Origin of the sequence: Methylophilus sp. 'Pure River' (genome assembly GCF_046765995.1) — a bacterium.
Taxonomy (GTDB): Bacteria; Pseudomonadota; Gammaproteobacteria; order Burkholderiales; family Methylophilaceae; genus Methylophilus.
The window spans coordinates 346006-367920 of record NZ_JBKOUE010000001.1; the positions used below are offsets into that span (position 1 = coordinate 346006).

General features: G+C 51.2%; 21 protein-coding genes. 14 read left to right on the forward strand and 7 right to left on the reverse strand.

The window, feature by feature from the left end; genetic code table 11:
* The first annotated feature begins 11 nt into the window (after positions 1 to 11).
* The 9 genes from bamA to ACIDE9_RS01865 all read left to right on the forward strand — a co-directional run bounded on the left by bamA (position 12) and on the right by ACIDE9_RS01865 (position 9704).
* Positions 12 to 2282: an outer membrane protein assembly factor BamA gene (gene bamA / locus ACIDE9_RS01825; protein WP_411992251.1), complete on the forward strand. Its 2271-nt coding sequence runs from the start codon at positions 12 to 14 to the stop codon at positions 2280 to 2282.
* A 52-nt stretch (positions 2283 to 2334) separates the two neighbouring features.
* The gene (locus ACIDE9_RS01830) at positions 2335 to 2832 is read left to right on the forward strand and encodes an OmpH family outer membrane protein (protein ID WP_194753228.1); all 498 of its coding nucleotides are present in this window, start codon (positions 2335 to 2337) and stop codon (positions 2830 to 2832) included.
* Positions 2833 to 2877: 45 nt separating this feature from the next.
* Positions 2878 to 3936: a UDP-3-O-(3-hydroxymyristoyl)glucosamine N-acyltransferase gene (lpxD, locus tag ACIDE9_RS01835; RefSeq protein ID WP_411992254.1), complete on the forward strand. Its 1059-nt coding sequence runs from the start codon at positions 2878 to 2880 to the stop codon at positions 3934 to 3936.
* Between the two features lie 8 nt (positions 3937 to 3944).
* Complete coding sequence (fabZ, locus tag ACIDE9_RS01840) at positions 3945 to 4409, forward strand: 3-hydroxyacyl-ACP dehydratase FabZ (protein ID WP_194740902.1); 465 nt, start codon at positions 3945 to 3947, stop codon at positions 4407 to 4409.
* Between the two features lie 42 nt (positions 4410 to 4451).
* Positions 4452 to 5231: an acyl-ACP--UDP-N-acetylglucosamine O-acyltransferase gene (gene lpxA / locus ACIDE9_RS01845; protein WP_194740903.1), complete on the forward strand. Its 780-nt coding sequence runs from the start codon at positions 4452 to 4454 to the stop codon at positions 5229 to 5231.
* Between the two features lie 12 nt (positions 5232 to 5243).
* Positions 5244 to 6407, forward strand: a complete 1164-nt coding sequence (gene lpxB, locus ACIDE9_RS01850) for a lipid-A-disaccharide synthase (RefSeq protein ID WP_411992256.1) — start codon at positions 5244 to 5246, stop codon at positions 6405 to 6407.
* Positions 6407 to 6994: a ribonuclease HII gene (gene rnhB, locus ACIDE9_RS01855; protein WP_411992258.1), complete on the forward strand. Its 588-nt coding sequence runs from the start codon at positions 6407 to 6409 to the stop codon at positions 6992 to 6994. Before lpxB ends, rnhB begins: the two co-directional genes overlap by 1 nt.
* A 244-nt stretch (positions 6995 to 7238) precedes the next feature.
* Positions 7239 to 7469 carry a DNA-binding response regulator gene (locus ACIDE9_RS01860; protein WP_411992260.1) on the forward strand — a complete coding sequence of 77 codons (231 nt, stop codon included), beginning with the start codon at positions 7239 to 7241 and terminating at the stop codon, positions 7467 to 7469.
* Positions 7470 to 7595: 126 nt separating this feature from the next.
* Positions 7596 to 9704 (forward strand): hypothetical protein, encoded by a 2109-nt coding sequence (locus tag ACIDE9_RS01865; protein ID WP_411992262.1) that lies wholly within the window; start codon positions 7596 to 7598, stop codon positions 9702 to 9704.
* Positions 9705 to 9788: 84 nt separating this feature from the next.
* Here the strand turns inward: ACIDE9_RS01865 and fdxA are convergent, their stop codons facing one another.
* From fdxA to ACIDE9_RS01900, 7 genes are all read right to left on the reverse strand, one after another.
* Positions 9789 to 10112, reverse strand: coding sequence for a ferredoxin FdxA (gene fdxA, locus ACIDE9_RS01870; RefSeq protein WP_019881888.1), 324 nt, complete (start codon positions 10110 to 10112; stop codon positions 9789 to 9791).
* A gap of 101 nt (positions 10113 to 10213) precedes the next feature.
* A complete protein-coding gene (gene cysN, locus ACIDE9_RS01875; RefSeq protein WP_411992264.1) occupies positions 10214 to 11488 on the reverse strand; it encodes a sulfate adenylyltransferase subunit CysN in 1275 nt (424 codons plus the stop codon).
* 1 nt (position 11489) lies between these two features.
* A complete protein-coding gene (cysD, locus tag ACIDE9_RS01880; RefSeq protein ID WP_194753234.1) occupies positions 11490 to 12419 on the reverse strand; it encodes a sulfate adenylyltransferase subunit CysD in 930 nt (309 codons plus the stop codon).
* 22 nt (positions 12420 to 12441) lie between these two features.
* Positions 12442 to 13200, reverse strand: a complete 759-nt coding sequence (locus tag ACIDE9_RS01885) for a phosphoadenylyl-sulfate reductase (protein ID WP_411992266.1) — start codon at positions 13198 to 13200, stop codon at positions 12442 to 12444.
* A complete protein-coding gene (locus ACIDE9_RS01890; protein WP_194753236.1) occupies positions 13197 to 13814 on the reverse strand; it encodes a DUF934 domain-containing protein in 618 nt (205 codons plus the stop codon). Before ACIDE9_RS01890 ends, ACIDE9_RS01885 begins: the two co-directional genes overlap by 4 nt.
* Positions 13814 to 15478, reverse strand: coding sequence for a nitrite/sulfite reductase (locus ACIDE9_RS01895; protein ID WP_194753237.1), 1665 nt, complete (start codon positions 15476 to 15478; stop codon positions 13814 to 13816). The genes ACIDE9_RS01890 and ACIDE9_RS01895 overlap by 1 nt, the downstream gene beginning before the upstream one ends.
* Positions 15479 to 15519: 41 nt before the next feature.
* Positions 15520 to 16290, reverse strand: a complete 771-nt coding sequence (locus ACIDE9_RS01900) for a sulfite exporter TauE/SafE family protein (RefSeq protein WP_194753238.1) — start codon at positions 16288 to 16290, stop codon at positions 15520 to 15522.
* Positions 16291 to 16396: 106 nt separating this feature from the next.
* Between ACIDE9_RS01900 and ACIDE9_RS01905 the strand changes: the two genes are divergently transcribed.
* The 5 genes from ACIDE9_RS01905 to ACIDE9_RS01925 all read left to right on the forward strand — a co-directional run bounded on the left by ACIDE9_RS01905 (position 16397) and on the right by ACIDE9_RS01925 (position 21902).
* Positions 16397 to 17323: a CysB family HTH-type transcriptional regulator gene (locus ACIDE9_RS01905; RefSeq protein WP_194753239.1), complete on the forward strand. Its 927-nt coding sequence runs from the start codon at positions 16397 to 16399 to the stop codon at positions 17321 to 17323.
* A 117-nt stretch (positions 17324 to 17440) separates the two neighbouring features.
* Complete coding sequence (locus ACIDE9_RS01910) at positions 17441 to 17938, forward strand: DUF302 domain-containing protein (RefSeq protein ID WP_411992403.1); 498 nt, start codon at positions 17441 to 17443, stop codon at positions 17936 to 17938.
* 223 nt (positions 17939 to 18161) lie between these two features.
* Complete coding sequence (locus tag ACIDE9_RS01915) at positions 18162 to 19655, forward strand: helicase HerA-like C-terminal domain-containing protein (RefSeq protein ID WP_411992270.1); 1494 nt, start codon at positions 18162 to 18164, stop codon at positions 19653 to 19655.
* Positions 19656 to 19687: 32 nt separating this feature from the next.
* Positions 19688 to 21331: a formate--tetrahydrofolate ligase gene (locus tag ACIDE9_RS01920; RefSeq protein ID WP_411992271.1), complete on the forward strand. Its 1644-nt coding sequence runs from the start codon at positions 19688 to 19690 to the stop codon at positions 21329 to 21331.
* 10 nt (positions 21332 to 21341) lie between these two features.
* Positions 21342 to 21902, forward strand: coding sequence for an IMPACT family protein (locus ACIDE9_RS01925; protein ID WP_194740918.1), 561 nt, complete (start codon positions 21342 to 21344; stop codon positions 21900 to 21902).
* The last annotated feature ends 13 nt before the right edge of the window (positions 21903 to 21915 follow it).

The following is a 21915-nucleotide window of genomic DNA, read 5'->3' on the forward strand; positions in this document are numbered from 1 at the left end:
TGGCGGGGGTGATGCACGTCAGCGCGTATGCCGCAGAGCCTTTTGTGATTACCGATATTCGTGTCGAAGGCCTGCAGCGCACCGAACCCGGGACCGTATTTAATTACCTACCAATGCAGGTAGGCGATGTCATGAGTGACGAAAAAGCCGCGCAGGCGATTAAATCCCTGTATGCGACTGGTTTTTTTAAAGATGTGCGTATCGAAAATGAAGGTGATGTATTGGTCGTGACTGTGCAGGAGCGTCCTTCCGTCACGCAAATTGACTTTAGCGGCAATAAATCCTTCCAGACAGACAAAATCAAGGATGGCCTGAAACAAATCGGTATTGCAGAAGGTCAGATTTTCGATAAATCCCAACTTGACAGAGCCGAGCAGGAAATCAAGCGCCAATACCTATCACAAGGTAAATACAGCGCGGAAGTAAAAGCAACGGCAAGTCCGTTAGAGCGTAACCGTGTGGCGATTCGCTTTGAAATTACCGAAGGTCCGGCTGCCAAGATCCGTGACATCAATATTGTCGGTAACCATTTATTCAAGACTGAAGATCTGCGCGCCAACTTTTTGCTGACGACACCAAACTGGATGAGCTGGTGGAATAAGGATGACCAGTATTCCAAGCAAAAGCTGACTGCTGACCTCGAAGCGCTGCGTTCGTTTTATATGAACCAGGGCTATCTGGAGTTTTCGATTGACTCAACACAGGTCTCGATTTCCCCAGACAAGCGTGATGTGTATATCACCATCAACCTGACCGAAGGTGAAAAGTACAATATCAGCAAGACCAAACTGGCAGGCGACATGCTGTTGCCGGAAGAGGACTTGCGCAAGCTGATCAATATCCAGGATGGCGAAGTATTTAGCCGCCAGAAGGTGACGGATGCCAGCAAAAACATGAATGACAAGCTGGGTGAAGAGGGGTATGCGTTTGCTAACGTGAACGCGGTGCCTGAAATAAATAAGCTGGAGCATACGGTTGCCTTTACTTTCTTCGTTGACCCAGGCCGCAAAGTGTATGTCAGACGGATTAACGTACAGGGTAATACCCGTACACGAGACGCTGTGGTCAGACGTGAAATGCGTCAACTGGAGTCAGCCTGGTATGCTGGCGACAAGATCAAACGTTCCAAAGAGCGTATTCAGCGCTTGAACTTTTTCGACTCGGTAGAGTTGGAAACACCCGGGGTCCCAGGCGTCAATGATCAGGTCGATATGAACGTCACCGTGGCAGAAAAGGCTACGGGCAGCGTGCAGTTTGGTGCCGGTTTGTCCAGTAGTGATGGCGTGGTGCTTGGTTTTAACATCAACCAGCCTAACTTCCTGGGGACTGGTAATCGCGTAGCCTTGCAAGTGAATACCAGCAGCTACAACACGGTGTATTCCTTGTCTTATACTGACCCGTATTACACGCCAGATGGTATCAGTCGTGGCTTTGATATCTATCGTCGTGACGTCGATACCAGCCGCAGGAACTCCAGTACCTTAAACGTGGGTACCTATAACAGCCAGTCTTACGGTGTGGGTGTGCGCTTTGGTATGCCGATGTCCGAGATGGACTTTATCAGTGCGGGCTTAACGCTGGACTTTACCGATGTTGAGCTGTCTGCCAGCAGCCCCATTCAATACCTGAACTTCTGCGGTAATAATAATGGTTGTAGCAGTAACTCCATCGTGTTTAACGCAGGCTGGACGTATGACTCGCGTGACAATATTCTGTTCCCACGCCGTGGTGTATTACAGCGTCTGTCAGGCGATGTTTCTATTCCCGGGCTGGATTTACAGTATTATAAAGTCAGCTACCAACATAGCTGGTACAAGGACCTGGGTAAAGACTTTACCCTGATGCTGAACGGCGAAGCGGGTTATGCTGACAGTTATGGCGGCAAGAACTATCCGTTCTTCAAAAACTTCTACGCCGGTGGTGTAAACAGCGTGCGTGGTTTCCTGAACTCCTCTTTGGGCCCGCGCCAAATCAACCCAAGCACAGGTTCAGACTTTGCGGTGGGTGGTACCAAGCGCTTTGTGGGTAACGTTGAGTTGTTTATGCCGGTGCCATTTGTGTCGCAATCTAACCAGTTCAGGTTGAGTGCGTTTGTCGATGGTGGTGGTGTGTATGGTAAGGATGATTCGATCAACTCCGAATACTTGAGATTCTCCACTGGTGTGGGCGTGACGTGGGTGTCACCATTCGGCCCATTGAAGCTGGTGCTGGCCAAGCCGTTGAACGATAAGAGTGGTGATGATACGCAAATGTTGCAATTCCAGTTTGGACAGCAGTTCTAATGTGTGAGCTGTATCAGGTTGCAATAGAGCAGGTACGGAAGGGAGTCATGGCATGAGAAGTATTCTGGTAGGGTTGCTCGGCCTCTTGCTGTGTTGTGGCCAGGTGATGGCTGCTGATTTCAAGGTTGGCTATGTGCAAGTAGACAAGCTACTGCAGGAGGCCCCGCAAACGGCTGAAACAGGCAAGAAGCTGGAGAAAGAGTTTAGCCCGCGTTCACTGGAGCTGGATAAGCTGCAAAAGCAGATTCGCGACCTGGAATCACAACTGGATCATGACCGGGCCAATATTGTGGAAGCGGACCGCCGCCAAAAAGAGCGTCAGTTAAATAACCTGCGTCTTGAATTTCAAAGCAAGCAACGCGAGTTGCGTGAAGATATCAACCTGCGCAAGAACGAAGAGCTGGCTTTGCTGCAGGAGCGTATTAACAAGGCTGTGCAAACCGTTTCCGAAAGCGAGGGCTATGACCTGGTCGCCTACAGTGGCGTGGCGTATGCCAGTAAACGTATCGATATTACGGATAAAGTTCTTAAATTGCTGGGTAAGAAATAACCAGCGACCACCGTTCTCAAGTTATTCTCAAGGGTAGTACTTCATATGGCGCAACACTTCACATTACAAGAGATTGTTGCGTCTCTGGGTGGACAGCTAGACATTGGCACATATGCCGGTGCAGCAGCGCTCAAGGTGGCTCGCATGGCCTCTTTGGCGCAAGCGCAACCTGATGCCATTGCTTTTTTTAATGACACCAAATACACACAATCATTGCAGGCCACGCAGGCCGCGGCAGTGATCCTGCGGCCTGAGCACCGTCATTTGTCAGCGTTGCCCTGTATCCTGACGGATAATCCGTATGCTTATTTTGCCAAGCTGTCTGCATTGATGAATCCACCCAAGCAGTATGTGAATCACGTACATGCCAGTGCTGCAATCGGTTTTGATACACATTTGCCTGCAGAGTTGACGGTAGATGCCATGGTGAGCATCGGTGATCGCGTGAAGTTGGGCCGTGATGTACGCATTGGTGCGGGTTGCATAATTGAAGATGATGTGACGATAGGCGCACATACGGTGTTAGAGCCACGTGTTGTCGTCAAGCATGGTACTGTCATCGGTAGCCATTGCCATTTGTTTTCCGGCTGTGTGATTGGAAATGATGGTTTTGGCTATGCAGAAGAACAAGGCCAATGGGTTAAAATACCGCAAATTGGCCGCGTAGTGATTGGTGATCATGTCGATATTGGTGCTAATACGACGGTGGATCGCGGTGCACTGGATGATACCGTGATCGAAGACGGTGTGAAGTTGGACAATTTGATACAGGTCGCCCATAATGTTCGTATTGGCGCGCATACTGTGATTGCGGGCTGCGTTGGTATTGCGGGTAGTGCCGTGATCGGCGCGCACTGCAAGATTGGTGGGGCGGCCATGATACTGGGTCACTTGCACATCGTTGATGGTGTCACCATCTCACCAGGCTCCATGATTATGCGCTCCATACAGCAAGCGGGTACTTATACAGCGGTGATGCCATTTCAGAAGCACGAAGACTGGCTACGGACGGCCGCAAACATCCGTCATTTGGAACAACATAACCTCAAGCTCAAACGGCTTGAGCAAGCAATAAGCAACATACAAAAACATTCGGAAGATTGAGAGATTTTATGGCTGAAAACACAATGAATAGCATGGATATTCATGAGATTTTGGAACACTTGCCGCACCGCTATCCATTTGTGCTGGTTGACCGTGTATTGTCCATGGAGTTGGGTAAAGAGATTACTGCCGTGAAAAACGTCTCGGTCAATGAGCCTTATTTCCCTGGTCACTTCCCATACCATCCAGTGATGCCTGGCGTACTGATTGTTGAAGCCATGGCGCAAGCAGCAGCTTTGCTGTCTTTTAAAACCATGGGCACCAAGCCGACCAATGACTCGGTGTATTACTTTGCCGGCATTGATAACGTACGCTTTAAAAAGCCGGTATCACCTGGTGACCAGATTATTCTACACGTTAAGATTGACCGTATCCTCAAGGGGATCTGGAAATACATTGCCGTGGCCAAAGTGGGCGACGAAGTGGTGGCAGAAGCCAATATGATGTGTATCCTCAAAGCCATTGAAAAATAACCATAGATGCGCCTGCCTTAAAGGCTGGCTGTACAAGTAAACATGCAAAGCCTGATTCATCCTACCGCACTCATTGACCCTAAAGCTGAGCTGGATAGCTCGGTGGAAGTAGGGCCCTATACCACCATTGGTGCGGGTGTCCGCATTGATGCAGGCACCAAGATTGCCGGACATGTGGTGATTGAAGGGCCAACCACCATAGGCAAGCATAACGAAATCTTCCAGTTTTCTTCCCTGGGCGCCAAGCCGCAAGACAAGAAATTCAAAGATGAGCCAACGCTGCTGGAAATCGGTGACCACAATACCATCCGTGAGTTCTGTACCTTTAACCGGGGCACCGTGCAGGATAAAGGCACCACCAAAATCGGCAACCATAACTGGATCATGGCTTATGTGCATATCGCGCATGATTGCATCGTTGGTAACCACACCATTATGGCCAACAACTCGTCGCTGGCCGGGCATGTGACTATTTACGATCACGCGATTCTGGGCGGCTTTACGCTAATTCACCAGTTCTGCCAGATCGGCGAACATATTATTACTGCCGTGGGGTCTGTCGTATTCAAAGACATTCCGCCTTATGTCACCGCGGCTGGTTATGATGCAGCGCCGCATGGTATTAATTCAGAAGGCCTCAAACGCCGTGGGTTTAGTGCCGAGACTATCCAGCAGATCAAGCGCGCTTATAAGGTGTTGTACCGCCAGGGTTTGTCCTTGGAAGAGGCTAAAACGGCCTTGGCTGACATGGAAAAATCCTGCCCCGAAATTGGCTTGATGACCCGTTTTCTTGCGCAAACAACGCGCGGCATTGTACGTTAATTCAAAGAGACTATGGCTAAGATTGCAATGGTGGCGGGAGAGGCCTCCGGAGACTTGCTGGGCTATCATCTCATTCAGGAACTGAAATCGTTACAGCCTGAGGTCGAGATTTTCGGCATCGCGGGCCCCAAAATGATGAGTTTGGGGGCTAAGTCCTTATTCCCGATAGAACGCCTGTCTGTGCGCGGTTACCTTGAGGTACTGCGGCACTTGTGGGGTTTATTGAAACTGCGCAAGCAGCTGTATAAACATATCCTCAAAGAAAGGCCTGATGTCTTTATTGGCATTGATGCGCCTGACTTTAACTTCTGGTTGGAGCGCAAACTCAAAGCCAAAGGCATTGCGACCATCCATTACGTGAGCCCTTCAATCTGGGCCTGGCGGCAAAAGCGCATCCATAAAATCAAACGCGCGGTGTCACACATGTTGGCGCTGTTCCCGTTTGAGCCTGCGCTGTATCAGCAAGTTGGCGTGCCTGTCACTTATATCGGCCACCCTTTGGCAGATGCTTTGCCTATGGAACCGGATGTTGGTCAGGCCAGGGAAAAGCTCAAATTGAAGAAAAACCACGTGGTGATTGCCATGTTGCCAGGCAGTCGCCAGTCTGAGGTGAATTTTCATGCTGAGTTATTGCTGGAAACCGCCATTGTGTTTGATCGCTTGATGCGTGAGAACGGACAACAGGTTCAGTTTCTGGTGCCACTGGTGACGCGTGAAACACGTGACATCTTTACCAGTGCCTTGCACCAGCTATTAACGCAAAAGCCTGATACTGCCATAGATCTGCAAATCATGTTTGGCCATGCGCATGATGCGATGACCGCAGCAGATGCTGTGTTGGTGGCCTCAGGCACGGCCACGCTGGAAGCGGCTTTGCTGAAAAAGCCGATGGTGATCACCTACAAAATGTCTAATATGAGCTGGCAGTTGCTGAAACGTATGCGCTTGCAGCCTTATGTCGGCCTGCCCAATATTTTGGCTGGTGAATTTATTGTACCTGAGTTGTTGCAAAAAGAAGCGACGCCAGAAGGTGTTGCACAGACACTCTACAATTTGCTGGCAGATAAAACCGGTCTCGCCGTGTTGCAGGAAAAATACCGCCATATTCATGCGCAACTTAAACAAAACAGCGCGCAAAAAGCCGCGGCTGTCGTCAAACAGTTCTTACAGGCTTGATGTTGATGCAGCGACTATGTGGCATTGATGAAGCGGGCAGGGGACCATTGGCCGGTGCGGTGTACGCGGCGGCGGTGATTCTTAACCCGGAACGGCCAATTGCTGGCCTGGCGGACTCAAAAAAACTGTCTGAAGCCAAGCGTGATGCGTTGGCGATTGAGATTAAGGCGCAGGCACTGGCCTGGGGTATTGCCAGCGTCAGCGCGCAGGAGATCGACGAAATCAACATTCTGCAAGCCAGCCTGCTGGCCATGCAGCGCGCCTACCATGCGATGGTGGCGCAGTTTGGGGTGCATGCGACATTGATTCAGGTGGATGGCAATCGCTGTCCGAAATTTGAATTACCTTGTGAAGCGATTGTAAAAGGCGATAGTAAAGTCGCTGAAATTTCTGCCGCTTCTATCCTCGCTAAAACCGCCAGGGATGCTTCCTTGCTGGTGCTGGATGCAGAGTATCCACAATATGGTTTTGCGCAGCATAAAGGCTATCCCACAGCGCTGCATCTGGCAAGGTTGGCGCAATATGGCATCACGCCGGAACATAGGCGTAGCTACGGCCCGGTGAAAAAACTTTTAGGGTACTCTTAGGCTTCTGCTCGGGCTTTTTTGTCCGGGCTTTTGCGTCAACTGACTCATGCGCTTGTTGCGGGCGCTTCCTCGTAAAAAATCCAGTATGTAAAGCTTTTCTGACAATCACCATGCGTGTTGCTGGGTCATTCTCTGTCTATTATCAACTTAAATTGTTAATTAAAGTTAATAATATTGTGTTATTGTATTTATTGGCATTGTATTTTGATGTGGATATACGCTTTAACCTGATTGAGAGAGCCAGATGATGCACGACAATCCATTGACCCCGGCGCTATCTGATTTAATGAAAGCCTGCCAGAAATTTAAAACCACTGAATCCAAAGTGTTGGCCATCCATTTAAACAAATCACCGGCCACCGTGCGCACCGAATTTCAGCGCGCCATGGCGCTGATGAATGTTAACTCACGCTATGCTGCACTGAAAACCGCGGAAGAAAATGGATGGCTTGAGGTGGCGTCAAAACAACATTAAATGCGATAAATTGCGTTTATTTTCTTAGAAAATGTATGCAATTGCAGTATGGTGTTCTTGTGCGCGGTTGGGTAACTTGAGTGCTTAAAACGCATTCAATCACAACCTGACCGAGGATGACGCGCCATGCAAAATCAACCATTTAAACGCCAAGTCGTTTCCGCTGAACTTAGCAAATTGCGGAGCCATTTTCAAACCCTGATTGTAGGCAATGCCAATTATTTTGGGCATTTATCGGGCGCTGGCTTGCCAAAAGCGGTGCAAAAGATACAGGGCAATATCCACTATGAGAATCTGGGTTGCCTGGGTTTGCAGCCGCAATTTAATCTGCTCAAGGCAGTGGTATATATCAACCAGGATAACGGTTACTCAGGTGGCTTGTGTTCAGCGGGTTCGCAAGAGTACGTCAGGTTTTATTTATCCTTTGACGATGGGATTACTTGGGTGGATCAGGGCCTAGCCAGTTTAAATGTCCACGATGTGAAGCATGAAGGTCGCTTGGAGTATGCGGTAGAGATGCCAGTGGATATCAAGCGTTATTCATGCAAAAAAGCAAATCAACTCCTGGCGCGTGCGATCTTGTCATGGGGCGTCGCGCCGCCTGCCAATACTCCACATTACACACCAGTGTGGGGCAATGTGGTGAATGCCCATATCCTGGCCCAGCCTGCACACAGTCTGCTGCTCAAAGACTTAATTGATAGCGCAATCTTGAAAGACGTCAGTGAGTTGATCGATCTGGATCTGAAAATTCCCACCGCCGTGTTGCCTGTCAATTATGTTGCCCTGGAGCAAAGCTATCACGAGGCGCAGTTAGCCCCACATCGTTTGGCTTATCCTTTAGTACAAACATTGATGGCGCAGCCAGCCCAACTCAGTGCGTTGCAGGCGCAGGTCAAGCAATCGTTTGGACCGCTGAAGTTTGACTGGCCTAAAGTGGTAGAGAGTATTGCCAATACCGATGGCAATATCGATTTTGAAGAGCTTAATTGTATTGGCCTGCAACCCAGAGCAACGCTGGACCATTTGGTTGGTGTGTTAAAAATCAAGAAGTCACAGGGCTATTCGGGAAGCTTGTGTACCAAGGGCAGTCAGGAGTATGTACGTTTCTACCTTGATTTTGGCGCGGGCTGGCAGGACATGGGCCTCACCTCGGTGCAAGTGCATGATATCCATAGCTTGCCCAAGGACGGCTTTAATTATGCGGTGTTTTTGCCTGTCGATTTAAGTAAATATAAGAAACCCTGCAAGCAGGGGCCAGTGTACGCGAAAATGCGCGCTATCCTTTCCTGGAGTTCACCGCCACCAGCCAATACCCCGGACTATAGACCAGTGTGGGGCAATGCTGAAAACACCACGATCATGTTAACACCGGGCATGATTGATCAAAACTGGAAGCCAGCCCCGATGATTACGGCCGTTTGTGGGCAAAGTATTGCCGATATTCATCCGGCGGCGGGTACATTGACCAACGCGGCGTTTAGCGATGCCCCGTTTGGCAACAGTCTCTGGATTAGCGGCCATATTGGCAATGCGCCAGATGCCAGCAGTGGGGTAGCCAAGCTCAAGTACCGCTTGAACTACAGCACGGATGGTATTCACTTTAATCCCGTGACGAATCCGTTCAAGCTGGCGTTGGAACAACTAAGTGGCGGTACCTGGAGCTTTCCGGCACCCGTCACACAAGCGCCGCTGGCAGACGGCTATATCGAGTACCAGGAGGACTTGGTTGCGCCGCTACAAACCTTTGTAAACCTGGATATTCTAGGTGTTTTACACACGGCAGGCGATGCCAGTCCTTACCGCTGGCTGCAGATGGAAGTCGTGGATCCTTTAAATCCGGCGACCACTTATTTATCGAATACGATTAAAGTGAGGGTGGATAACACTGCTCCGACTGCCGCCATTACCATGGATCAAGGGCCTTGTTCGGATATTAAGGTCGGCGATGCCATTACCGGCAGTTATAGCGCGGCAGACGATTTTCTGGGGAGTGTCTCGATTGCGATTCTTGGTAATCCGGGGGGCGTGTTAACCAAAACACCTGCGATCATCACGGCTAGCAATGAGTCTGGCACCTGGCGCTTAGAAACCACAGGCATGACCAAGTGTGGATATGTTGTGCAATTGACTAGTTCGGATCGTGCCCTGATTGGGTATGCCAGTGGCACCGCGTATTACACAGGGGGCGGGCATCAATTTCAACCCACGGCCATTGGTTTTTGCTTAAGATAGCCTCGATGGTAAGTTAAGGTCAGGCATCAAACAAAAAGCCGCTCAATGAGCGGCTTTTACGTGTTTGGCTTGAGCGCTAACGGCTTATTCAATCAACTGTGCTGTTTTGCCTGCTTTACCATTCATGGCATCTGCATCTGGCAGCGGCTCTTTACGTGCCGTGATGGTTGGCCAAACGGTAGAGAGGCGCGCATTGAGTTCAATAAAATGCTGCTGGTCTGCAGGTACGTCATCTTCAGAGAAAATGGCTTCTGCCGGGCATTCAGCAACGCATAGCGTGCAGTCAATACACTCATCCGGGTTGATTGCCAGGAAGTTAGGGCCTTCAACAAAGCAATCTACCGGGCATACATCGACGCAGTCGGTATATTTGCACTGAATACAATTCTCGGTTACTACATAAGTCATGTTTTAAATCCTTTGCAGGCTATGTCAGCCAAAACGATATTTTATTGCAATTTAGACAAATTGACGATGCGTTGCTTTGTCTTTCGTCAGCTTCTGCTGAATTAAACAATCATGCCAGCACCAACGGTGTTGTTGCTGCTTTCGTCAATGACAATAAAGGCACCGGTGGCGCGGTTCTTGTCGTAGCTGTCGACCATCAGTGGTTGCGCCAGTTTGAAGCTAACACGCGCGATATCATTCATTTTGAGGTCGGCTGTGGCTTGTTGCTCCAGCGTATTCACATCCACCTTGTATTGAATACTGCCAATTTTGGCTTTGGATTCACGTGTGGTGTGGCGCACGATGTAAGTGCGGGCAGGGGAGAGTGGTGTCTCGGACAGCCAGCACACATGTGCCTCAATTTGTTTGACGGCTTCTGGCGCTTCACTGGTTTTGACGATCATGTCGCCACGTGAGGTGTCAATTTCATCTTCCAGCAACAGCGTAATGCTTTGTTCTGTTTGTGCTGTTTGCAGTTGATCGTTGCCCAATTGAATGGCTTTAACTTTAGACTGGTAGCCATTGGGTAAGACGGTCACCGCATCGCCGACAGCGATTGAACCAGATTCCACACGGCCCATAAAGCCACGGAAGTCGTGCAGCTCTGGGTTGGCAGAGTCGTGCGGACGGCAGACAAACTGCACCGGGAAGCGGAAAGCTTCTGCTTGTTCGCTGTGCGCTGCTGGCGCTGCTTCCAGGATATCCAGCAAGGTTTCGCCCTGGTACCAGTCCATATTGTCCAGACGGTCTACCAGCATGTCTCCATTGAGGGCTGACATTGGAATAAACTTGATGTCACGTGCCTGTGCCAGGCCAATTTCAGTCGCAAAGGCAATGTAGTCAGCTTTGATCTTTTCATAAGTGGCCTGGTCATAATTCACCAGGTCCATCTTGTTCACGGCTACCACGATATGTGGAATGCCCACCAGGTGCGCCAGGTAGCTGTGGCGGCGTGTTTGCGTCAGTACGCCCTTGCGCGCATCAATCAAAATGATCGCCAGATTCGCAGTAGAAGCCGCGGTGACCATGTTGCGTGTGTATTGCTCATGGCCAGGGGCATCAGCAATGATGTACTTACGCGTGCCAGTGCTGAAGTAGCGGTAAGCGACGTCAATGGTAATGCCTTGCTCACGCTCGGCTTGCAGGCCATCTGTCAGCAATGACAGGTCAACCGCTTCCATACCGCGTTTTTTCGAGGTGCGCTCAATGTTGTTCAGCGTATCGGCCAAAATGGTTTTGGTGTCGTACAGCAAGCGGCCAATCAGCGTGCTTTTGCCATCATCCACGCTGCCGCAGGTCATAAAACGCAGCAAGGAGTCGTTATGTTGTGTCGTCATATTAGAAATAACCTTCTTTCTTACGCTGCTCCATCGAGGCATCAGACGTTTGATCGTCCAGGCGAGTCGCGCCGCGCTCGGTAATGGTGGTGGTGGCAGTTTCTACCACGATCTTGCTCACGTCATCGGCATCGGAAATCACCGGGGCGGTGCACGTCACATCGCCCACAGTACGGAAACGTACCTGCATATTGATGACTTCTTCACCTGCTTTGGGCTGGTTAATCAGCTCGCCGGAGGCCAAAGGCACATTCACCGGGAAGATGGCACCGTGACGCATGACGATGTCACGCTGGTGGGCAAAGTAAATGCTAGGCAGTTCGAGTTTTTCGCGTTCGATATACTGCCATACGTCCATCTCGGTCCAATTGGAGATCGGGAAAGCACGAATGTTTTCGCCTTTGTGTACACGGGCGTTATACAGGTTCCAGAGTTCAGGACGCTGGTTTTTCGGGTCCCACTGGCCAAATTCATCACGGAAACTCATGATGCGCTCTTTCGCGCGGGCTTTTTCTTCGTCACGACGAGCACCGCCGATGCAGCAATCAAAGCCAAACTCTTCAATGGCTTCGAGCAAAGTCACCGACTGGTGCTTGTTGCGCGGTTCATCGGGTGTTTTCAATACCACGGTACCGCGTTTCATGGAGTCTTCAACCGAACGCACAATCAGGCGCTCGCCAAGCTCAGCCGCACGCTGGTCACGGAAGTTAATCACTTCCTGATAGTTGTGACCGGTATCGATATGCATGAGCGGGAAGGGGAAGCGGCCAGGGCGGAATGCTTTTTCTGCCAGTCGCAAAATGCACAGGGAATCTTTGCCGCCCGAAAACAGCAATACCGGGTTGGCGCATTGGCCTGCCACTTCACGCAGAATATGGATGGCTTCAGCTTCCAGCCAGTCCAAATGACTTAAAGGTTGTTTTGTAGACATGATTATTTCAATCGTTACGAATTTATTTTTTGACGTGCAAGCCGCACTCTTTGCTCTCAGGGTTTTCCCACCACCAGCGGCCCGCACGGATATCTTCACCTATGGCCACTGATCTTGTGCAAGGCGCGCAACCAATACTGGGGTAGAACTGGTCGTGCAGGGCGTTGTAAGGGACTTCAAACAGGCGGATGTAGGCCCAGACTTCTTTCTCTGTCCAGTCACTCAGCGGGTTGAATTTTTCCAGTTGGTTGCCTGCATCGTATTCGCGGGTTGGCAAATGGCTACGCGTCGCGGCTTGCTCGGCACGCATGCCCGTAATCCAGGCTTGCTTGCCAGCCAGCGCGCGCTGCAATGGCTCCACTTTACGCATATGGCAGCAGGCTTTACGCAGGTCTATGCTCTCGTAGAATGCATTGATGCCTTGTGTACGCACATAACTTTCCACTGCCTCGTGTTTAGGGAAAAACACCAGTGGTTTAATGACGTAGGTTTGCTCAACATCTGCCATCAGCGTGTAGGTTTCCGCAGGCAGGCGGCCAGTATCCAGCGAGAAAATCTCAATCGCCAGTTTTTCTTTGGCAATGAGGTCGGTCAGCACCATGTCCTCTGCGCCATAACTGTTGGCGAAGGTGATGGCTGGGAACTCAGCCGCAGCTGCTTGCAGCAATGCCAGCACTTGCGCACGTTTGGCGTGTACGCTGGCAACCAGGGCATCGGTCAGTTCTGGCCGCGTGGCCGGGTTGCTGGCCGCTGGTTTGAGCATGCTGACGCCGAAACTCATGCGCGGTTCACTCTGCGCCACACAGGCACGTCTGCAACGCCACCCTGGTAAGGTTGGCTGAAATCATTCAGGCTGGCCAGTGCGTCTTCAGCGGAGCGGTCGGCACGGATTAAAAAGCTATTGAAACCAGCACGCTTGTGGAAGAACAATTGGTCACGTAATACGTCACCAATCGCACGCAATTCGTTTTTAAAGCCGAAGCGTGTGCGCAACCAGTTGCCCAAGGTGAAGATGCGGCCATCGGCAAAACGCTCTACAAAAACGGCAATCAGCGGCAGTGTGTTGAGGTCAGTAAACTCTGCCTGCAAGGCTTCGGCCGTTTCGTTGGTCGCCAGGATGATACCCAGTTCACCAGCCGCCAGGCGTGATTGCAGCTCAGCTTTACGTGCTTGCCAGATGGTCAGTGGGACCAGAATCTTGCCTGTGGCAGGGATCTCTGTATTGGCAATTTGTTCAGCCGTATAGGTTTGTTCGCCTGTGAGTTTAAACAGGACGACTTTACCGGCTTGTTTGCGTACAGACTCTTCGCCAGCCGCTGGCGGCACGATGCGAGTCCATGTATCTGCCACAATGCTGGCTTGGCCATCGGCGGCCAATTGAATCAGTTGGCTCATTATGCAGTTTCCTTTTCAGCGTAAACGTGGGCTTTGAACGGGGCGACGCCTAAACGGCGTACGGTATCAATAAAGCGCTCATCGTCCTGGCGTTCACGCACGTAGACTTCGATCAGGCGCTGTACCACGCCCGGCATTTCTTCTGCCGAGAATGAAGGGCCAATCACAGCGCCGATACTGGCGTCATTGCCTTGTTTACCACCAACGGTGACCTGATACCATTCGGAACCATCTTTATCCACACCCAAAATGCCGATATGACCAACGTGGTGGTGGCCGCAAGCGTTCATGCAGCCGGAGATGTTGAGTTCCAGGTCGCCAATCTCATACAGGTAATCCAGGTTGTCGAACTGCATTTGAATCGCTTCGGCAATTGGGATGGACTTGGCGTTAGCCAGGCTGCAGAAGTCGCCGCCAGGGCAGCAGATAATGTCAGTCAGCAAGCCGATGTTTGGTGTTGCCAAACCAGCCTCGCGGGCTTTTTCCCACACGGCAAACAGGTCAGAAACTTGTACGTCTGCCAGAATCAGGTTTTGCTCATGTGAAGAACGCAATTCGCCAAAACTGTAAGCATCGGCCAGGTCTGCTACCACATGCATTTGCTCGCTGGTGATGTCACCAGGCGCTTTGCCGTGTGGCTTGAGTGACAGCGTCACGGCACGGTAGCCAGGCACGCGGTGCGGTTGTACGCAACGTTTGACCCAGGCGGCAAATGCCGGGTTGCTGGCCACGGCTGCGTCAAACGCGGCATCATGTGCTGGCAGCGTTTTGTAGGGCATAGGCTCAAAGTATTTAGCCACGCGATCTAGTTCATTTTGTGTGATAGTCAATGGGCCATCTTTCAAATGCGCCCATTCTTCTTCCACTTGGCGTTTGAACTCTTCAATGCCCAGGGCTTTAACCAGAATCTTGATACGCGCTTTGTAAGCGTTGTCGCGACGACCATGAATGTTATACACACGGATCACGGCTTCGCAGTAAGACAGCACATGTTGCCACTCGAGGTGTTCGCGAATCACGGTACCCAGAATAGGCGTACGGCCCAGACCACCACCGACCCAGACTTTAATCGCCATCTGGCCTTGTACGTCTTTGTAAAACTCGAGGCCGATATCGTGTGCTTGCACAATCGCACGGTCTTTTTCGGTGCCTGATACGGCGATTTTGAATTTACGTGGCAGCAGGGCGAACTCAGGGTGGAAGGTGCTCCACTGGCGCATGATTTCTGCAATCGCGCGTGGGTCTATGATTTCGTCTGGTGCAATACCGGCAAACTGGTCAGTCGTAATGTTACGAATGCAGTTGCCGGAGGTTTGAATGGCGTGCATTTCAACCGTTGCCAGTTCAGCCAGAATCTCTGGGGTGTCTTCCAGTTTGGGCCAGTTCAATTGCAGGTTCTGGCGGGTGCTGAAGTGACCGTAGCCACGGTCATATTTTTTTGCAATGTCGCCGAGTTTGCGCAATTGTTTGCTGGATATCAGGCCATAAGGCACGGCGATACGCAACATGGGCGCATGGCGTTGAATATACAGGCCGTTTTGCAAACGCAGCGGGCGGTATTCTTCATCAGTTAACTCGCCTGCGAGGTAGCGGCGGGTTTGGTCGCGGTATTGGGCGACACGTTCATTGACAATCTGTTGGTCTATAGGGTCGTATTTGTACATGCTTGAGTCACTTTGTTCGCAAAAAGCGAAGAGGCAATATTTTAATGGAAAACTAGCTTAAAGCCTACAAAAATCAATATCATAGCCAGTGCAATGCGTACCCAGTGCTCGGCCACGCGTGAACTCATGTGGCTGCCAAGATAGATGCCTGGAATGGAGCCTATCAGTAAGGTCCCCAATAATTGATAGTCTATGGTGCCCAAAGAGGCATGTCCCAAACCGGCCACCAGTGTGAGGGGTACGGCGTGAGCAATATCACTCCCGACGATGGTGGTGATTTTTTCCTTGGGGTAGAGCAGAATCAGCGCCGTCACGCCCAGGGCACCTGCACCCACTGAAGTCAGTGTGACCAGGGCACCTAGCACGATACCTAGTACCACGGTTGCGCCGGGCACATAGCGTGCTGGAATCCACTCCTCTTTTGCGACCAGAGACATCAGTTTGTTGCGCAATAGCACGGCGACGGACGTCACAATCAGCGCAATCCCTAGCCAGAATTTGATGGTAGAGACCACGTTGCTTGATTGCAGATCCATACTGTGCAGTGCCCACAGTGTGAGCATGGAGGCGGGCACACTACCTGCGGCCAGGCGCTTGACGATGGTCCAGTCAATGTTGCCCAGTTTGCCGTGTGCAAAAATGCCTACAGATTTAGTCACCGAGGCGTACAGTAAATCTGTGCCTACGGCGACTGCCGGTTTAATGTTGTAGAGTAATAAGAGGATGGGCGTCATTAAGGAGCCGCCGCCTACGCCTGTTAACCCTACCAAAAAGCCAACCACAAATCCTGCCAGTATGTATCCGAATTCCATGAGGAGTATCTTGAGAAATATAACCGCGGGATAATATCAGTCTTTTAATGATTGATTTAATAATCAATTGTTCTATGATATAGCATTTGGTTATATGGGGTTGGCAATGAAGTTTCACCAGTTACGTTATGTGCATGAGGTTGTCCGGCAACAATTAAATATCTCTGCGGCGTCTGAAGTATTGCATACATCGCAACCCGGCGTCAGCAAGCAGATCCAGTTGCTCGAAGAAGAGCTGGGGTTGCAGATTTTTCAGCGTAACGGTAAACGTTTGATAGGCGTGACTGAGCCTGGCCGCAAAATTGTCGAGCTATCAGCACGCGTCATGTTGGATATGCAAAATATCAAGCGCGTAGGTGACGAATATAGTCGTGAGGACACGGGCGAGTTGACCATTGCGACCACACATACGCAGGCGCGCTACCGCTTGCCCTCGGCGGTGAAGCAGTTTATTGCCCAATATCCCAATGTCAAACTGACTATCCATCAGGGCAATCCGGCGCAGGTGACTGAGTTAGTGGCTTCTGGTGAGGCTGATGTTGGTATTGCCACAGAAAACATCAGCCATGACGAGCGTTTGTCTTGCCTGGCCTGCTATGAGTGGAACCGTTGTCTGGTGGTGCCTCCTGAGCATGCATTGTTAAAAGCAAGCAAGCTAACCTTGAGCGATTTAGCGAGTTACCCCTTGATTACCTATGACTTCGCGTTTACCGGCGGCACCTTGGTCTCTAAGGTGTTTCACGACGCTGGCTTGCAGCCGAATGTGGTGTTTACCGCGATTGATGCCGACGTCATTAAAACCTATGTCAATTTAGGCTTGGGCATCGGCCTGATTGCGAATATGGCGTATGAGGAAACCCGAGACGCGCCGCTCAAAAGCCTGGATTGCAGCCATTTGTTCCCTAATAGCACGACTTATTTGGGGGTGCGCCGCGATGCGTTCTTGCGCGACTACATGTTGAACTTTATTACCATGCTGTCACCACAATACGATAAACGCACCGTGCAGCGTGCGTTGCACCAGGACTTGTGATGTGAGTCACACGGCAGTGATGGCTAACATGCTCTAATGCACTGGTCTGTGTAGAAGATGAAGAGGGGTGTCATGCGCTTATACCTGTTGAGAATGCTGGGTTGTCTGGGCTTGATCATGAGCATGCAGGCGTGCGCAGCCCCTGCGCATGTGCGTGTCATCGGCCATGGCATGCCGGATGTAGACCTGGATAACGCGATTTATGAGGTGCCAGTGAAGGAGGGGGTGACTTATCAGGACTTAGTTGATAGCCTGAAGTCGATCTCGGAAGGCATGAATTTCGTCAATCCGGCCAACTTCCCGATTGGAGACCATATGAAGCAACGTGGTCAGGATCCGCAAGGCGTGAAAGAAGTACGCACCTTTTGTAATTTAAGTATGGGCACCGAGATTATTCTCGATCACCCAGAGTTTCTAGTGTTTGCGCCTTGCCGCCTGGCGATTTATGAAAAGCCGGATGCCAGTGGCAAACGCCAGCTCTATCTTGGTCTGGACCGGCCTACGCATGATTTGAAAAATATCAAACACCCCACCGCCAGGGCGCAAGCCTCGGCACAGCAACTTGAAGATGCATTGATCGAGTTGATGGAAAAAGCGCGGCGCGGCGATTTTTAATATTTACAAAGACATTCTTTAAGCCACAGAGGAGATCTCTGCAACATGCGATTTCTGATGTTTTTATAGCCGTAGTACAAACCAAGGGCTTGTCTCTGTGCGCTCTGTGTCCTCTGTGGCTAAAATTTTTAAATCATTTCGCCCTTCCGGCAAAACAACAATCTTCCTCTTTTATCAGCCATCGCCTATACTCAACTTAACTTTAATTGTTTGAGTACACGCCATGGTTCAACCTATGCTTATCGCAAAAAATAATGATGTCGACAGCGTGATGCTGCCAAAAATGGCCAACCGCCATGGCCTGATTGCAGGCGCCACCGGCACGGGTAAGACCGTCACCTTGCAAAGCCTGGCTGAGCAGTTTTCACGCATAGGCGTACCGGTATTTATGGCTGACGTTAAAGGTGATTTATCCGGCATGAGCCAGGTTGGCGGCGGGAATGCCAAGGTGGATGCGCGGGTGCAGCAATTAGGGCTGACCGATTATGCCAATAAAGCTTATCCGGTGATGTTCTGGGATATGTTTGGCGAAAAAGGCCATCCGGTACGTACCACACTAAGTGAAATGGGGCCGCTATTGTTGGCGCGCATGCTGAACCTGAATGATGTGCAGGGCGGTGTATTGAATGCGATTTTCAAGATCGCCGATGACAATGGCATGCTGTTGCTCGATATGAAAGATCTGCGCGCGATGGCGCAGCATTGTGCTGAAAATTCAGCCACTTACCAAACCCAGTATGGCAATATTTCCACCGCTAGCGTCGGCGCGATTCAGCGTGCTTTGCTGCAACTGGAAACCGAAGGTGGCGATATCCTGTTTGGTGAGCCCGCGTTGAACCTGGAAGATATGATGCAAACCGATGCTAAAGGATTGGGGTTTATCAATATCCTGGCAGCGGACAAACTACTCAATTCGCCACGCGTATACGCGACCTTGTTGTTATGGATATTGTCTGAACTGTTTGAAAAGCTGCCAGAAGTCGGCGACATGGAAAAGCCCAAACTGGTGTTTTTCTTTGATGAGGCGCATTTGTTGTTTAACGATGCGCCCGCCATCCTCATGCAAAAAATCGAACAAGTGGTGCGTCTGGTGCGCTCTAAAGGCGTAGGTGTTTATTTCGTCTCACAAAACCCGCTGGATATCCCGGATGTGGTACTGGGCCAATTGGGTAACCGTGTGCAGCATGCCTTGCGTGCATTTACGCCGCGTGACCAAAAAGCGGTGCAGGTGGCGGCGCAAACCTTCCGCGCTAATCCCAAATTAAACGTGGCGACTGCGATTACCGAGTTGGGGGTGGGCGAGGCGCTGGTTTCTTTCCTTGATGAAAAAGGCGCGCCGACACCGGTTGAACGTGTGTTTGTCTGTCCACCAGAAAGCCGGGTGGGTCCGGCCACGGACGCCGAGCGCAAGCAAGTGATGGCGCAATCGCTGGTGGCTGGTGTCTATGACAAACTGGTCGACCGCGAATCGGCCTACGAAATTCTCAAACAACGTGCAGACCAGGCGGCCTCGGCCACACAGACGCAAACGCAAAAAGAGGAAGAAGGCTCAGGCTTTGATTTAGGTGGCATTCTGGGAGGCAAAACCAGCCGTTCAGATTCGGTGCTGGAGTCTGCGGCCAAATCTGCGGCGCGAGCCATTGGCTCTCAACTGGGGCGTGCCATTATCCGCGGTGTGCTGGGCTCGATTCTCGGGGGCAGCAAGACCAAGCGTTAATCTAACCTCGTCAGCCCAATCAGGACATCTGCATGTTAAGTGATATCGACATCGCCCAGGCCGCCACGCTAGAGCCCATTGTAGAGATTGCTGCCAAAGTCGGTTTGTCGTCACATGAGTTGCATGCCTATGGCCAGTATATGGCTAAATTGACGCAGGCGACTGTCAATCGGCTACATGCACAGCCTGCCAAAGCCAAGCTTATTTTGGTCACGGCAATCAATCCGACACCTGCCGGAGAAGGAAAAACCACCACCACTGTTGGTCTCACCGATGCCTTGAATCAGGCGGGCTATCATGCACTGGCTTGCTTGCGTGAACCTTCGCTGGGGCCAGTGTTTGGCATGAAGGGTGGCGCCACTGGCGGCGGCTATGCGCAAGTGGTGCCGATGGAAAATATTAACCTGCATTTTACTGGCGACTTTCACGCGATTAGTGCGGCCAATAATCTGCTCGCAGCCCTCATCGATAACCATATTTATCATGGTAATGCATTGCATTTTGATACCGTGAGTTGGCGCCGTTGCATGGATATGAACGACCGTGCCTTGCGGCGCATCACGCTGGATAATGATGTGCATACTGGCTTTGATATTACGGTGGCTAGCGAAGTGATGGCGATTTTCTGCCTGGCAACTGACCTGGCGGATTTAACACGCAGGTTGGGTCAGATTCAGGTGGGGCTAAATCAGCAAGGAACTCCCATTCTGGCCGGTGACTTACAGGCCGAGGGCGCCATGACCGCCTTATTGAAGGATGCTTTTCAGCCTAACCTGGTGCAAACGCTGGAAGGCTCGCCAGCGTTGTTGCATGGCGGCCCCTTTGCCAATATCGCGCATGGCTGTAACTCATTGGTGGCGACTAAAACGGCGTTGCGCCTGGCCGACTATGTCGTGACTGAGGCCGGGTTTGGCGCTGACCTGGGTGCTGAAAAATTTATGGATATCAAATGCCGCCAGTCAGGCTTGCGGCCAGATGTGGCGGTGATTGTGGCCACCGTGCGTGCCTTGAAATATAACGGCGGTGTTGAAGTCGCCGATTTGAATACGGAAAACCTGTCAGCATTAGCCATTGGTGTTGCCAATCTGGAAAAACATATTACAAACTTGCGCCAGCATTTTGACTTGCCGGTGGTCGTTGCGCTGAATCACTTTACTGCCGACACTGATGCTGAAGTGGCGTTGGTGCAAGTTGCCGTGGAGTCGCTGGGGGCCAGTCTGCATATGTGCAGGCACTGGGCGCAGGGCGGGGCGGGGGCGTTGAGTCTGGCGCATGCTGTGGCTGCCCAGGCGCAACAAGGGGCGGCGCCACGCTTGCTGTATGCAGATGATTTACCATTGGCAGAAAAACTGGCCACCATTGCGCAGGCCATTTATGGCGCCAGTGGTGTGACTTACAGTGCATTAGCCCAGCAGCAATTAACGCAGATGGCAGAGGCTAGCAAGGGCTTTCCAGTGTGTGTGGCCAAAACGCAGTATTCGCTCTCTTGTGATGCCAAGTTGCGCAATGTGCCAGAACATCATGTGTTGCATGTGCGTGAGTTACGCCTGTCGCGCGGTGCTGGCTTTGTGGTGGCGATTTGTGGCGACATCATGACCATGCCAGGCCTGCCTAAGCAGCCTGCCAGTGCACGCATCGGTGTCGATGCCAGTGGTAGAATAAGCGGCCTTTCCTGAAGTATGTGCCATGCTCACTTTTAGTCAACTCGGCCAGGCCGACCACACCATTAACAAATCCCGTTTTATTGCGCGCGCCATGCGTTGTGAAAATGAGCGTGAACTCGCCTTGTTTTTGCGCCAGTTTGCCAGCGAGCACCAAACAGCAGGGCATCTGGCCTATGCGTTTAGAATGAAGACGGCAGAAGGCATCGTGGCGCGATTTTCGGATGCAGGTGAGCCTGCAGGGACTGCGGGCAAGCCGATTATGCAAATGCTGGACGGGCAGAATTATGTCAATTGCTGCGTGGCCGTTGTGCGTTATTATGGTGGCATTAACTTGGGCACCGGTGGCTTGGTGCGTGCTTATGGTGGCACCGCCAAGCAGGCCATGGAGCAGGCGGGAAGCATGCCATTTGTGGAAATGGTGCAATTAAAAATATCCACCACCTATAAGCGAGTGGATGAACTCACGCGAGAAGTGCAGAAGCTGCATGGTGAAGTGCTGGACAAGCAGTTTGGCGAAAGTGTCCAGTTTCTGCTCAAGTTGCCGCTGGATGCTGCCAGGCAGTTGCAAGCCAGATTTGAGTGATAGACCCAATAAT